Source organism: Pseudomonas bananamidigenes (assembly GCF_001679645.1).
Taxonomy (GTDB): Bacteria; Pseudomonadota; Gammaproteobacteria; order Pseudomonadales; family Pseudomonadaceae; genus Aquipseudomonas; species Aquipseudomonas bananamidigenes.
In genome coordinates this window covers 1-14,556 of sequence record NZ_LRUN01000084.1, presented here as the reverse complement: position 1 = coordinate 14,556, position 14,556 = coordinate 1, and the positions used below count along the sequence as shown (strand labels likewise).

The 14,556-nt window shown below is 61.7% G+C and carries 13 protein-coding genes; 11 read left to right on the top strand and 2 right to left on the bottom strand.

The window, feature by feature from the left end:
- Positions 1-36: 36 nt before the first annotated feature.
- Positions 37-1,929 carry a methyl-accepting chemotaxis protein gene (locus BBF94_RS24680; RefSeq protein ID WP_218060145.1) on the bottom strand — a complete coding sequence of 631 codons (1,893 nt, stop codon included), beginning with the start codon at positions 1,927-1,929 and terminating at the stop codon, positions 37-39.
- A gap of 282 nt (positions 1,930-2,211) precedes the next feature.
- Here BBF94_RS24680 and BBF94_RS24675 point away from each other — a divergent pair, with 282 nt between their 5' ends.
- Complete coding sequence (locus BBF94_RS24675) at positions 2,212-2,466, top strand: hypothetical protein (RefSeq protein ID WP_065261553.1); 255 nt, start codon at positions 2,212-2,214, stop codon at positions 2,464-2,466.
- Between the two features lie 31 nt (positions 2,467-2,497).
- On the top strand, positions 2,498-3,067 hold the full coding sequence (locus BBF94_RS24670) for a lipocalin family protein (protein WP_065261552.1): 570 nt from the start codon (positions 2,498-2,500) through the stop codon (positions 3,065-3,067).
- 136 nt (positions 3,068-3,203) lie between these two features.
- Here the strand turns inward: BBF94_RS24670 and BBF94_RS24665 are convergent, their stop codons facing one another.
- Positions 3,204-4,568: a formimidoylglutamate deiminase gene (locus BBF94_RS24665; RefSeq protein ID WP_065261551.1), complete on the bottom strand. Its 1,365-nt coding sequence runs from the start codon at positions 4,566-4,568 to the stop codon at positions 3,204-3,206.
- A 145-nt stretch (positions 4,569-4,713) separates the two neighbouring features.
- On the opposite strand from BBF94_RS24665, the gene hutC reads away from it, so the two are divergent.
- The 9 genes from hutC to BBF94_RS24620 all read left to right on the top strand — a co-directional run.
- Positions 4,714-5,424, top strand: a complete 711-nt coding sequence (hutC, locus tag BBF94_RS24660) for a histidine utilization repressor (protein WP_162803449.1) — start codon at positions 4,714-4,716, stop codon at positions 5,422-5,424.
- Positions 5,421-5,990, top strand: coding sequence for a HutD/Ves family protein (locus BBF94_RS24655; RefSeq protein ID WP_065261550.1), 570 nt, complete (start codon positions 5,421-5,423; stop codon positions 5,988-5,990). Before hutC ends, BBF94_RS24655 begins: the two co-directional genes overlap by 4 nt.
- A gap of 493 nt (positions 5,991-6,483) precedes the next feature.
- Positions 6,484-8,166, top strand: coding sequence for a urocanate hydratase (gene hutU, locus BBF94_RS24650; protein ID WP_065261549.1), 1,683 nt, complete (start codon positions 6,484-6,486; stop codon positions 8,164-8,166).
- A 163-nt stretch (positions 8,167-8,329) separates the two neighbouring features.
- Positions 8,330-9,802, top strand: coding sequence for a purine-cytosine permease family protein (locus tag BBF94_RS24645; protein WP_065261548.1), 1,473 nt, complete (start codon positions 8,330-8,332; stop codon positions 9,800-9,802).
- A gap of 70 nt (positions 9,803-9,872) precedes the next feature.
- Positions 9,873-10,841, top strand: a complete 969-nt coding sequence (locus BBF94_RS24640; RefSeq protein WP_065261547.1) for an ABC transporter substrate-binding protein — start codon at positions 9,873-9,875, stop codon at positions 10,839-10,841.
- Between the two features lie 83 nt (positions 10,842-10,924).
- Complete coding sequence (locus BBF94_RS24635) at positions 10,925-11,776, top strand: ABC transporter permease (RefSeq protein WP_065261546.1); 852 nt, start codon at positions 10,925-10,927, stop codon at positions 11,774-11,776.
- Positions 11,773-12,603 (top strand): quaternary amine ABC transporter ATP-binding protein, encoded by an 831-nt coding sequence (locus BBF94_RS24630; RefSeq protein ID WP_065261545.1) that lies wholly within the window; start codon positions 11,773-11,775, stop codon positions 12,601-12,603. The genes BBF94_RS24635 and BBF94_RS24630 overlap by 4 nt, the downstream gene beginning before the upstream one ends.
- A 130-nt stretch (positions 12,604-12,733) precedes the next feature.
- Positions 12,734-14,257, top strand: coding sequence for a histidine ammonia-lyase (hutH, locus tag BBF94_RS24625; protein ID WP_065261544.1), 1,524 nt, complete (start codon positions 12,734-12,736; stop codon positions 14,255-14,257).
- Positions 14,258-14,373: 116 nt separating this feature from the next.
- Positions 14,374-14,556: aromatic amino acid lyase (locus BBF94_RS24620; RefSeq protein ID WP_176704502.1), on the top strand; the 183-nt coding region annotated here is incomplete at its 3' end.

The following is a 14,556-nucleotide window of genomic DNA, read 5'->3' as shown; positions in this document are numbered from 1 at the left end:
AGCGAGCCTGCTCGCGAAGAGGCCTGCGGCAGTGCCTTAAATCCTGAAACTACCCACCAACTGCTTCAACCGCGCCGCCTGCTGCTCCAGATCCGCACAAGCGCGCAACGTTGCCTGCAGGTTCTCCACACCTTCCTGGTTCAGCGTGTTGATCTCGTTGATGTCGACGTTGATCGACTCGACCACCGCCGTCTGCTCTTCGGTCGCGGTCGCCACCGACTGGTTCATCCCGTCGATCTCGCCGATGCGCTGGGTCACGCTTCCCAGGCGTTCGCCGGCCTGGTTGGCGATGCCGACGCTGCTTTCGCTCTCGCGCTGACTCTCGATCATGATGCCGACCGCCTGGCGTGCTCCGACCTGCAGTTCTTCGATCATGCTCTGCACTTGCTGCGCCGAATCCTGGGTGCGGTGCGCCAGATTGCGCACTTCGTCGGCGACCACGGCGAACCCCCGACCGGCTTCACCGGCACGGGCGGCTTCGATGGCGGCGTTGAGCGCCAGCAGATTGGTCTGCTGGGAGATGCTGGTGATCACTTCCAGAATCTGCCCGATGTTCACAGTGTTACTGTTCAGGGTTTCGATATTGCCGCAGGAGTCGCTGATCTTTGCCGACAGTTGCTGCATCGCCTGGATGGTTTTATCCACAACCTGCTGGCCGTCGACCGCCAGGCTGCGTGCATCGCTCGAGTGTTGCGAAGCAAGGGCGGCGTTCTGGGCGATTTCCTGGGCGGCGGCGCCGAGTTGATTGATGGCCGCGGCGACGCTGTTGGTGCGCGAAGCCTGCTGATCGGAATTGAACATCGACGAGTTGGATGCTGCGACCACCCGCAGGGCGACTTCGTTGACCTGCCCGGTGGCCGAAGACACTTCGCGGATCGAAGTGTGAATACGCTCGACAAAACGGTTGAACGACAGGCCCAGCGCGCCGAATTCGTCGTGGCCATGGATGGTCAGTCGTTTGGTCAGGTCGCCTTCGCCTTCGGCGATGTCATGCATGGCGCGGCCCATGGTCAGCAGCGGTTGCATCAGCACGCGGATCAGCATGCCGAGCAAAGCGATGATGATCACCACGGCAATGACCATCGCGATCAGTGCCGAGGTGCGGAACTCGCTGAGCATCGAGAACGCCGTGTCCTTGTCCAGCACCAGGGCCACGTACCAGTCGGCCGATGGCACGCCGTTGACGCGGGTGAAGGAGATCAGTTGGGTCTTGCCGTCGAACTCGACTTCCTTCAGGCCAGGGCTGACTTTCGGCGTACCGTTGGGATAGGCCTCGGCCAGGGTCTTGAGCACCAGCTTGCTGTCCGGGTGGATCAGGATCTTGCCATCGGCACTGACGATGAAGGCGTGGCCGTGGCCGCCGAAATTCAGCGAGTTGATGATCGCGCTGACGCTGGTCAGGTCGATGTCGGCGCCGGCCACACCGATCATCTGGCCTTGACGCTGCACCGGGGTGGCGATGGTGATCACCAGTTTGCCCGATGAGGCGGCGATGTAGGGCTCGGTGACGATGGTCTGCTGGGCGCTGTTCGCAGCCTTGTACCAGCCACGGGCGCGCGGGTCATAGTCCGGTGCGCGGTTGCCGGCCGGGATCGAGAACATCACGCCATCGGCGCCGCCGAAATAGCTGAGCTGGAAATTGCCGGTGTAGGCGGGCAGGTCGATGATGCGTTTCAGGCTGGCCGGAGCATTGCCATCGGCGACCACCTGCTGCGACATCGATTGCAGCAGCTGGATTCGGCTTTCCAGCCAGGTCTGGATGTTGCTGGTGGTCAGGCTGCCCAGTTCCTGCATCGAGGATTCGGTGCTGTTGCTCAGGGCTTCGCGTTGTCGATAGTCGTTGAACAAAATGAAACAGGCGAACGCAACGGCCACCACGAGGGCGGCAGCCAACAAGATCTTGTGGCTGAATTTCATGTTTCTGGTCATTAAGTGAGCTACCGCGAAGGGGCTGGTCAAGAAAGGGCGGCAATTTGCCACACTCTCGGGCTTTGCGCTGCTCTTATTTCGACCGCTGCGCGTCAAAGATGAGGACGCTTTCGTTAAAGGCGACGAAATGCTCAATAGCCCTACAAAGTGTCTGATTTATCGATGAAAGCCGGACGAGCGGGTCAATAAATAGCCGCCTGCCGAGGGAACCAGACAGGGGTTTTCTCTTCTAAGCTTCTGGTTGGCGCCAGGCCATCCCCCTTCCGTTCCAGGAGTTACACCATGTTGCTGCGATCTATCGCCCTTCTGTCGTTTTGCGTGCTGTTGGCCGCATGCAGCAAGGTCAATCAGGAAAACTATTCGAAGCTCTCGACCGGCATGGCCAAGGCGGAAGTGGAAACGCTGCTCGGCAAACCCACCGATTGCTCGGGCGCGCTCGGCATGTCCAGTTGCACCTGGGGCGACAAGAACAGCTTTATCAGCGTGCAGTACGCCGGTGACAAAGTGCTGATGTTTTCCGGTCAAGGCCTGAAGTAAACCGGGGCTACGCGCCCACGGGAGAAAAACAATGAAGCGGTTATTGCTTATCCTTTTTGCCGGCCTGGTATTGGCCGGCTGCGCCACGACCGGTGAAGATCCGCTGGCGCCGAACACAGTCCACAGCGTCAACCTCAAGCGTTACCAGGGCACCTGGTATGAGCTGGCGCGGCTGCCGATGTATTTCCAGCGCAACTGCGCCCAATCCGAAGCCCGGTATACCCTCGAGCCTGACGGCAACCTGGGGGTGTTCAACCGTTGCCTGACCAAGGACTGGCAATGGGAAGAGGTAAAGGGCAAGGCTTATCCACAGGTGCCGGGCAAGACCGACAAATTGTGGGTCGAGTTCGATACCTGGTTTTCGCGGCTGATTCCGGGTTCGGCCAAGGGCCAATACTGGGTGCTGTACGTCAGTGACGACTACAAGACCGCCATCGTTGGCGACCCGAGCCGACGTTACCTGTGGCTTTTGTCGCGCACGCCGACCGTCAATGGAGTCGTGCGTGAGGACCTGCTGAGCAAGGCGCGTCAGCAGGGGTACGACACCACGCGGTTGATCTGGCGGACGTCGGATCAGCAGATGGCCAGGACGTCCAACTGACTCACTCCTCTTTGATCGTTCCCACGCCCGCGTGGGAATGCAGCCTGGGACGCAGAGCGTCCCAAAAGCGGACGCAGAGCGTCCATTGAGGCATTCCCACGCAGAGCGTGGGAACGATCAGTAACAGAGGTTTTTGTCAGCCCAAAAGCTCTCGCAGCACCTGGGTGAAGGCACGATTACTGTCTTCTTCCCCGGCATGCCGACCTTCACGTACGACCCACTGACCATTGACCAGCACATCGCGCACCTGACGGTCACCACCGGCAAACAGCCAGCGGTTGAGGATCCCGTCGCCGCTGGCGGTGGCCAGATACGGATCGTTGCCATCGAGCACGATCCAGTCGGCGCGTTTGCCGACCTCCAGCGCGCCGATCGGCTGGCCCAGTGCCTGAGCGCCACCGTCCAGGGCGGCGTCATACAGCGTGCGCCCGACCATCGGTTGATCCGCGCCATACAAGCGGTTGCGCCGCTGGTCGCGCAGACGCTGGCCGTATTCCAGCCAGCGCAATTCTTCCACCACGCTCAACGACACATGGCTGTCGGAACCAATGCCCATGCGTCCGCCCTGAGCGAGGAAATCCACCGCCGGGAAAATTCCGTCGCCCAAATTGGCTTCGGTGGTCAGGCACAGGCCGGCAATGGCGCGACTCTTGGCCATCAGCGTGACTTCGTCCGGATTGGCGTGGGTGGCGTGTACCAGGCACCAGCGCTGATCGACTTCGGTGTTTTCGTACAGCCATTGCAACGGACGGCGCCCGCTCCAGCTCAGGCAATCGTCGACTTCCTTCTGCTGTTCGGCGATGTGGATGTGCACCGGGCAATGCTTGTCGCTGGCTGCCAGCACTTCGCTGATCTGCTGCGGCGTGACCGCGCGCAACGAGTGGAAACACAATCCCAGCGACTGCGCCTTCTGCCGAGCGAGCAACGGCTGCAGGCGCGATTGCAGTTTCAGGTAGTTTTCGGTGCTGTTGATAAAGCGGCGCTGACCGTCGTTGGGCGTCTGGCCACCGAAACCGCTGTGGCTGTAGAGCACCGGCAGCAGCGTCAGACCGATGCCGGCGGAGCTGGCGGCCTGGCTGATGCGCAACGCGAGTTCCGCCGGGTCGGCGTACGGCTGGCCGCTTTGATCGTGATGAACGTAATGGAATTCGGCTACCGAGGTGTAACCGGACTTGAGCATTTCGATGTACAGCTGACGGGCGATCACACCGAGCTGGTCCGGGCTGATTTTTCCGACGAGCCGGTACATCAAGTCGCGCCAGGTCCAGAAACTGTCGTTGGGATTGCCGGCCACTTCCGCCAGTCCCGCCATCGCTCTCTGGAATGCGTGGGAGTGCAGATTCGGCATGCCCGGCAGCAGCGGACCGCTCAGCCGTTCGGCGCCCTCTGCGGTGGAATCGGCCTGGATTCGGGTCAACACGCCATCGGCGCTGACCTCGAGACGTACATTGTTGGCCCATCCGTTAGGCAGCAGCGCGCGTTCGGCAAAGAAGGCGGACATGGTTCAGCACCCCATCGTGTGTTATTTGTATATACATATACAGACGTTTGCCTGCCCGGTAAACTCCGGCAAGCTAGCAACCTTATCCAATGAACAGGGATCCATCGTGCCGACTCCGCCTCCAGTCTCTCCGTTGGCCGCGAACATGGGCGACAGTCCGGCGCCCTTGTACGCCCGCGTCAAACAGATGATCACCCAGCAGATCGACAGTGGTAACTGGCCGCCGCATTACCGCGTGCCGTCGGAAAGCGAACTGGTCAGCCAGCTGGGCTTCAGCCGCATGACCATCAACCGCGCGCTGCGTGAGATGACCGCCGACGGTCTGCTGGTGCGCATGCAAGGCGTCGGTACCTTCGTCGCCGAGCCGAAGAGCCAGTCCGCGCTGTTCGAAGTGCACAACATTGCCGACGAAATCGCCTCCCGTGGCCATCGCCACACCTGCCAGGTGATCACCCTGGAAGAAGAGGCCGCCGGCTCCGAGCGCGCCCTGGCGCTGGACATGCGTGAAGGGCAGAAGGTGTTCCACTCGCTGATCGTGCATTACGAAAACGACATACCGGTGCAGATCGAAGATCGCTTCGTCAACGCGCTGGTCGCCCCGGAATACCTCAAGCAGGATTTCACCCTGCAAACGCCATATGCCTATCTGAACCAGGTTGCGCCGCTGACCGAAGGCGAACATGTGGTCGAAGCGATCCTCGCCGAGCCGTCCGAATGCAAATTGCTGCAGATCGAAAAGGGCGAGCCGTGCCTGCTGATCCGCCGCCGCACCTGGTCGGGCCGTCAGCCGGTAACCGCTGCGCGTCTGATCCACCCCGGTTCCCGTCATCGTCTGGAAGGTCGGTTCCATAAATGAAAGAGTTGAAGGTTCTACGCGCCGAAGGCTACCCGCGCATGCCGTGGAAAAACGGCGGCGGCAGCACCGAGGAAATCACCCGAGACGCTGGTGCCGGTCTCGACGGTTTCGGCTGGCGCCTGTCGATTGCCGACATCGCCGAATCCGGTGGTTTCTCGACGTTCAGCGGTTATCAGCGCGTGATCACTGTGTTGCAGGGCGACGGCATGACCTTGTGTGTCGACGGTGACGACACCCGGCCGCTGTTACCCCTCGACCCGTTCGCCTTCAGCGGCGAAAGCCAGGTGTCCTGTACATTGCTCGGCGGAGCGATCCGCGACTTCAACCTGATCTATTCGCCGCAGCGTTACAGCGCGCGCTTGCAGTGGCTGGATGGCGAGCAGCGGTTTTTCAGCTCCGCCGGCACGGTTCTCGTGTTCAGCGTCAGCGAGTCGTTGCAAGTGTGGATCGGTGACAGCGCTGCGCAGCTTGGCCGACATGATTGCCTGCAACTGGACGGCAACACCGGTCTGGTGGAGATTGCTGTCAATGCCGGCTGCTGCGTGATCGAGCTGGCGACACGCTGATACATCTGCGCATGTAAAACACATTGTGGCGAGGGAGCTTGCTCCCGCTGGGCTACGAAGCGGCCCCGGTCTGGTATTCGCCAGAACCGGGAGCCCTTCGGTCTCCAGCGGGAGCAAGCTCCCTCGCCACATCTGCATCTCAAATCCTGTTTCCCTCGGCGCACCAACTTGTTACCGAACGCCCCAGCGTGGCGCAAAACCACGTTCCTGAAACGGCCTTCCGCGTCCTGTAACCAACCCCGCGAAAAAATTCATACACGCCACAACCCTTGATGCAGGCGTCCTCCAGCCGTGTCCGGCATTTTTGTTGAACAGCCCTCCAACAAGTTGGCCGCTCGATTGCATATGCTTGTATGTACAAGTAAAGACGTATGCGTATGAGTCGTCAGCGATTCTCCGCAGCGTCCCTGATTCGCTTGTCGCGCATTGAAGCGCACAAGCCGCTTGCCCATCGCCAGGGTTGGTTTGAATTGATCGCTGAGGAGTCTTTTTCGTGACTGACGCAAAAACTACCAAATTCCGTGACGTCGAAATCCGCGCTGCCCGCGGCAACAAGCTGACCGCCAAGAGCTGGCTGACCGAAGCGCCGCTGCGCATGCTGATGAACAACCTCGACCCGGAAGTGGCCGAGAACCCGAAAGAGCTGGTGGTCTACGGCGGCATCGGTCGCGCTGCGCGCAACTGGGAGTGCTACGACAAGATCGTCGAAAGCCTGACCAACCTGAATGACGACGAAACCCTGCTGGTGCAGTCCGGCAAGCCGGTCGGCGTGTTCAAGACCCACAGCAACGCGCCGCGCGTGCTGATCGCCAACTCCAACCTGGTGCCGCACTGGGCGACCTGGGAACACTTCAACGAACTCGACGCCAAGGGCCTGGCCATGTACGGCCAGATGACCGCCGGCAGCTGGATCTACATCGGCAGCCAGGGCATCGTCCAGGGCACCTACGAAACCTTCGTCGAGGCCGGTCGCCAGCATTACGACTCCAACCTCAAGGGCCGCTGGGTCCTGACCGCCGGCCTCGGCGGCATGGGCGGCGCCCAGCCGCTGGCCGCGACCCTGGCCGGTGCCTGCTCGCTGAACATCGAATGCCAGCAGACCAGCATCGATTTCCGCCTCAAGACCCGTTACGTCGACGAGCAGGCCAAGGACCTCGACGATGCGCTGGCGCGGATTGAGAAGTACACCAAAGAAGGCAAGGCGATCTCCATCGCCCTGTGCGGCAACGCCGCCGAAATCCTCCCGGAACTGGTCCGTCGTGGCGTGCGTCCGGACATGGTCACCGACCAGACCAGCGCCCACGACCCGCTCAACGGCTACCTGCCTGCCGGCTGGACCTGGGAGCAATACCGCGCCCGCGCCAAGACCGAACCGGCCGCAGTGATCAAGGCCGCCAAGCAGTCGATGGCGGTGCACGTCAAAGCCATGCTCGACTTCCAGAAGCAAGGCATCCCGACCTTCGACTACGGCAACAACATCCGTCAGATGGCCCAGGAAGAGGGCGTGGAAAACGCCTTCGACTTCCCGGGTTTCGTGCCGGCCTACATCCGTCCGCTGTTCTGCCGTGGCATCGGCCCGTTCCGCTGGGCGGCGCTGTCGGGTGATCCACAGGACATCTACAAGACCGACGCCAAGGTCAAGGAACTGATCCCGGACGACGCCCACCTGCACAACTGGCTGGACATGGCCCGCGAGCGCATCAGCTTCCAGGGTCTGCCGGCGCGGATCTGCTGGGTCGGCCTGGGTCTGCGCGCCAAACTCGGTCTGGCGTTCAACGAAATGGTCCGCCGCGGCGAGCTGTCGGCGCCGATCGTGATCGGTCGCGACCACCTCGACTCCGGCTCGGTGTCCAGCCCGAACCGCGAAACCGAATCGATGCAGGACGGCTCCGACGCCGTCTCCGACTGGCCGCTGCTCAACGCCTTGCTCAACACCGCGAGCGGCGCGACCTGGGTCTCGCTGCACCACGGTGGCGGCGTCGGCATGGGCTTCTCCCAGCACTCGGGCATGGTGATCGTCTGCGACGGTACCGATGAGGCGGCCGAGCGCATCGCTCGTGTGCTGCACAACGACCCGGGCACTGGTGTGATGCGTCATGCCGATGCCGGTTACCAGATCGCCATCGACTGCGCCAGGGAGCAGGGGCTGAACCTGCCGATGATCACCGGCAAATAAAGGGCTTTGGCTTTGTGTGGGAGCGAGCTTGCTCGCGAAGAGGCCGGCACATTCAGTATCTGTGCTGACTGACAAATCGCTTTCGCGAGCAAGCTCGCTCCCACAGAAAAGCTGCCCTACAGAAGCTTAGTGAACAATTAAAACAATCCATAGAGGTTGAATCATGGCTGGCAACACCGATCGTGCAAGCAACAAACCGTTGATCGAAAGGCGTTCGATCGACTACATCCCGGAAGCGGAAAGACACGGTCGTCTATTCAGTCAGTTCACCCTGTGGATGGGTGCCAACCTGCAAATCACCGCGATCGTCACCGGGGCCCTGGCCGTGGTACTGGGTGGCGATGTGTTCTGGTCGCTGATCGGTCTGTTGATCGGTCAATTGCTGGGCGGCGGCGTGATGGCGCTGCACGCGGCGCAAGGGCCGAAGCTGGGCCTGCCGCAGATGATCTCCAGCCGTGTGCAGTTCGGGGTTTATGGTGCGGCGATTCCCATCGTGCTGGTGTGCCTGATGTACCTGGGTTTCACCGCCACCGGCACCGTGCTGTCGGGGCAGGCGCTGGGTCAGTTGTTCGGGGTCAGCGACACGGTCGGCATCCTGCTTTTCGCCAGCGTCATCGTTGTGGTCACGGTGCTCGGCTATCGGGTGATTCACTGGATCGGCCGTATCGCCAGTGCCATCGGCGTGATCGCTTTCGTTTATCTGTTCAGCCGTCTGATGAGCCAGGTGGATGTCGGTGCACTCCTGCAGATCCGCCACTTCAGCTGGAGCAGTTTCCTGCTGGCGGTGTCGCTGGCGGCGTCCTGGCAGATCGCTTTCGGCCCTTACGTGGCGGACTACTCCCGCTACCTGCCAAGCAAGGTGTCCTCGGTGAAAACCTTCTTTGCTGCCGGCGCCGGTTCGGTGATCGGCGCGCAGGTGGCGATGATTCTCGGTGTGTTCGCGGCGGCTTCGGCGAACGGCCAGTTTGCCGGTCATGAAGTGGCTTACATCGTCGGTCTGGGCGGCACGGGGGCTACCGCAGCGTTGCTGTATTTCAGCATCGCGTTCGGCAAGGTCACCATCTCCACCCTGAACTCCTACGGCAGCTTCATGTGCATCGCGACCATCATCAGCGGCTTCCGTGGCCACCTGACGGTCAGCCGCATGCAGCGTCTGGTATTCGTGCTGGTGATCGTCGGTGCCGCGACCCTGATCGCCCTGCTCGGCCAGCACTCGTTCCTCGGGGCGTTCAAGTCTTTCATTCTGTTCCTGCTGGCGTTCTTCACGCCGTGGAGCGCGATCAACCTCGTGGACTACTACTGCATCACCCGTGAGCACTACGACGTCCCGGCACTGGCCGATCCGAACGGTCGCTACGGCCGCTGGAACCTGCTCGGGATCAGCGTCTATGTGTTCGGTGTGCTGGTGCAGCTGCCGTTCATCTCCACCAAGTTCTACACCGGTCCGCTGGTGGCCGCGCTGGGTGATGTGGATATCTCGTGGATCATCGGTCTGGTGTTGCCTGCTGCGCTTTACTACGTATGCGCAAAAAAATGGCATGGCAGCGTACCCGACAAACTGATTCTGCCGGTCGAGCAGAACAGCGTTGCACCAACTGAAACAAGCGGGACCGGCCGCGCTGCGGCGCAGGCCTGACTGGACGTGGACAGGGCTGGATGCCTCTTGAACTGCCGTAAGCCAATTCATGATTAGGAGCGTCGCAACAATGAAATCGAACAAGACCCTGCTGACCACATTGCTGTCCATGGGCCTGCTGGCCAGTGCCGGCGCCACCCAGGCCGCCGGCTGGTGCGAATCCGGCAAACCGGTGAAATTCGCCGGCCTGAACTGGGAAAGCGCGATGTTGCTGACCGACGTGCTGCAGGTCGTGCTGGAGAAAGGTTACGACTGCAAGACCGACAGCCTGCCGGGCAACTCCATCACCATGGAAAACGCCCTGAGCAGCAACGATATTCAAGTGTTCGCCGAAGAGTGGGTCGGCCGCAGCGAGGTCTGGAACAAGGCCGAGAAGGCCGGCAAGGTCGTCGGTGTCGGCGCCCCGGTGGTCGGTGCGGTGGAAGGCTGGTACGTGCCGCGTTATGTGATCGAAGGTGATGCCAAGCGCAAGATCGAAGCCAAGGCGCCGGACCTGAAAAACATTGCGGACCTGGGCAAATACTCGGCGATCTTCAAGGATGCCGAAGAACCGTCCAAGGGCCGTTTCTACAACTGCCCGGCCGGCTGGACCTGCGAGCTGGACAACAGCGAAATGCTGAAAAGCTACGGCCTGGAAAACAGCTATACCAACTTCCGCCCGGGCACCGGCCCGGCGCTGGATGCGGCGGTGCTGTCGAGTTACAAGCGCGGCGAGCCGATCCTGTTTTACTACTGGTCGCCAACCCCGCTGATGGGCCAGATCGACGCGGTCAAACTGGAAGAGAAACCCGGCGTCGACAAGCGCGTGACCATCAAAGTGGGCCTGTCCAAGACCTTCCATGACGAAGCGCCCGAGCTGGTGGCCGTGCTGGAAAAGGTCAACCTGCCGATCGACCTGCTTAACCAGAACCTGGGTCGCATGACCAAGGAGCGGATCGAGTCGCCGAAACTGGCGAAAATCTTCCTCAAGGAACATCCTGAGGTCTGGCATGCGTGGGTCAGCGACGACGCTGCCAAGAAAATCGACGCGGCGCTGTAGGTCGATACCTCCCGGTCAACCGTGAGGCTGGCCGGGAGATTTGCCGTACTCGCTTGATTGAGATTTCTGATTGAGAGCCGCTTATGTTTCCCGAACGCTTTACGTTTTCCATCGCCGACTGGGTCAACGGTTGGGTCGATGCACTGGTCACCAACTACGGCGACGTGTTCCGCCATATCTCCGACACCCTGCTGTGGGCCATCGTCAACCTTGAAGGCCTGCTGCGCGCCGTGCCGTGGTGGTTGATGCTGGCCATCGTCGCGGGCGTGGCCTGGCACGCCACCCGCAAGGTCGTGACCACCGCCGTGATTGTCGGCCTGCTGTTCCTGGTCGGTGCCGTCGGCCTGTGGGACAAGCTCATGCAGACGCTGGCGCTGATGATGGTCGCCACGGTCATCTCGGTGCTGATCGGGGTGCCGCTGGGGATTCTCTCGGCCCGCAGCAACCGCCTGCGTTCGTTCCTGATGCCGTTGCTCGACATCATGCAGACCATGCCCAGCTTCGTGTACCTGATTCCGGTGCTGATGCTGTTCGGCCTGGGCAAGGTGCCGGCGATTTTCGCCACCGTGATCTACGCTGCGCCACCGCTGATCCGCCTGACCGATCTGGGTATCCGCCAGGTCGACGGTGAAGTGATGGAAGCGATCAACGCTTTCGGCGCCAACCGCTGGCAACAGCTGTTCGGCGTGCAACTGCCGCTGGCCCTGCCGAGCATCATGGCCGGGATCAACCAGACCACCATGATGGCCCTGTCGATGGTGGTGATCGCCTCGATGATCGGCGCCCGTGGTCTGGGTGAAGATGTGCTGGTGGGCATCCAGACCCTCAACGTCGGACGTGGCCTGGAAGCCGGTCTGGCGATCGTGATTCTCGCAGTGGTCATCGACCGCATTACCCAGGCGTATGGTCGGCCACGGCACGAGGTGAGCAAATGAGCAACGCAACCGTGAGCAAGATTGAAGTCAGAAATGTCTTCAAGATTTTCGGCAACCGCGCCAAGGACGCCCTGGCGATGGTCGGTCAGGGCAAGACCAAGGAACAGGTGCTGAACGAGACCGGGTGTGTGGTCGGGGTCAATGACTTGTCCCTGAGCATCGGCACCGGCGAGATATTCGTGATCATGGGCCTGTCCGGCTCCGGCAAATCCACGCTGGTGCGCCACTTCAACCGCCTGATCGATCCGACCAGCGGCGCGATCCTGGTGGACGGCGTGGACATCCTGCAATACGACATGGACGCCCTGCGTGAATTTCGCCGGCACAAGATCAGCATGGTGTTCCAGAGCTTCGGTCTGCTGCCGCACCGGACTGTGCTCGACAACGTCGCCTACGGCCTGAAAGTGCGCGGCGAGAGCAAGCAACTGTGCGCCGAACGCGCGCTGCACTGGATCAACACCGTGGGCCTCAAGGGCTACGAAAACAAATACCCGCACCAGCTTTCCGGCGGCATGCGTCAGCGTGTCGGCCTGGCCCGCGCCCTGGCGGCGGACACCGACATCATCCTGATGGACGAGGCGTTCAGCGCCCTCGACCCGTTGATCCGCGCCGAGATGCAGGATCAGTTGCTGGAGCTGCAAAAGACCCTGCACAAGACCATCGTCTTTATCACCCACGACCTCGACGAGGCCGTGCGCATCGGCAACCGCATCGCGATCCTCAAGGACGGCCGCCTGATTCAGGTCGGTACGCCGAAAGAGATCCTGCATTCGCCGGCGGACGAATATGTCGACCGGTTCGTGCAGCGGCGGGCGGCGGTGGTTTAAACAGCACCATTTGTGTGGCGAGGGAGCTTGCTCCCGTCGCAGGTTTTTTGGGTCTGCTCCGCAGCCCGGCGGGAGCAAGCTCCCTCGCCACAGGGTGACCTGCATCAACAGAATTGGTATGAGGTTCCAGATGTCCCAGGCTGAAAAAATCGTTATCGCCGACGCTCCGATGCGTTGGCAGGATGTGGTCGCGGTAGCCCGGCACGGTGCGCAGCTGGAGCTGTCGGCCCAGGCCTGGGCGCGCATCGAAAATGCCCAGGGCATTGTCCAGCGCATTGTTGCCAGCGGCGAGCGCGCCTATGGCGTCAACACCGGGCTGGGCGGTCTGTCCAACGTCTCGCTGAAAGACCAACAGCTGAGCCAGCTGTCGCGCAACACCTTGCTCAGTCATGCCTGTGGCGTCGGCCCGGTACTGGCCGACGAGCAGACCCGCGCCATCATGTGCGCCGCGATTCGCAATTACAGTCACGGCAAGTCCGGGATTCATCGGCAAGTGGTCGAAGCACTGCTGGCGTTGCTCAATCGCGGCATCACCCCGCAAGTGCCGTCCCAGGGTTCGGTGGGTTACCTGACCCACATGGCCCACATCGGCATCACGCTGCTGGGCGTGGGCAATGTCAGTTATCGCGGGCAAGTGATTTCCGCGCAGCAGGCGTTGACGGAGGAGGGTCTGCAGCCTGTTCAGCTCGGTGCGAAGGACGGGTTGTGCCTGGTCAACGGCACGCCATGCATGACCGGCCTCGGCTGCCTGGCGATTGCCGATGCCACGCGTCTGGTGCAATGGGCCGACGTGGTCGGTGCCATGAGTTTCGAAGCCCAGCGCGGCCAGATCGCCGCGTTCGACGCCGAGATCATCGCGCTCAAGCCGCACCCGGGCATGCAACAGGTCGGTGTCAATCTGCGCGCGCTGCTCGATGGCAGTGAAGTGATCGCGTCGAGCAAAGGCATTCGCACTCAGGATGCATTGAGCATCCGCTCGATTCCGCAGGTGCACGGGGCTGCACGGGATCAACTGGCGCATGCAATCAAACAGATCGAAACCGAACTCAACGGCTGCACCGATAACCCGTTGCTGCTGGGCACGCCGGACGACTTCCGCGTCATGTCCCAGGCCAATCCGCACGGGCAATCGGTGGCGCTGGCGGCGGATTTGCTGGCCATCGCGATGGCCGAAATCGGCTCGATTGCCGAACGGCGTCTGGATCGTCTGATCAACCCCCACGTCAGCGGCCTGCCGGCGTTTCTGGTGGCCAATCCGGGGGTGAACTCCGGGATGATGATCGTGCAATACGTCGCCGCGTCACTGTGTGCGGAAAACCGCCAGCTGGCGCAACCGGCGGTGCTCGACAACTACGTCACTTCCGGCCTGCAGGAAGACCACCTGAGCATGGGCACCAGCGCCGCGCTGAAGCTGCTTCGCGCACTGGAAAACTGCACGCAGATCCTTGCCATCGAGTACCTGCTGGCGGCCCAGGCGTTTGAGTTTCTCAAGGAACAACGCTTCGGCGCGGGCACCGATGTGGCGTGGCGACTGCTGCGCGAGAAGGTTCCTGCCTACGATCAGGACCGCTGGCTGGCGCCGGATATCGCGGCGGCTGCGAGTGTGTTGAAAGACCCGGAACTGCTGCACAAGGCTCTGCCGGACCTGCACTGAAAACTACCCACGCCAGCGTGCCAAGGCGCGGCTCCCCAAAAGGGCAGACGCGACGGACAACGGACATCTCCGGAGCGTCTGGCGAGTTAACAAGAAACTCTCAAAAGGAGCACAAGATGACTGCGCTGAACCTGATCCCCGGCCAACTGAGCCTGGCCCAACTGCGTGATGTCTATCAGCAACCGGTCAAGCTGACTCTCGACAACAGCGCCGCCGCGCAGATCGAAGCCAGCGTCGCCTGCGTCGAGCAGATCCTCGCCGAGAACCGCATCGCGTACGGCATCAACACCGGTTTCGGC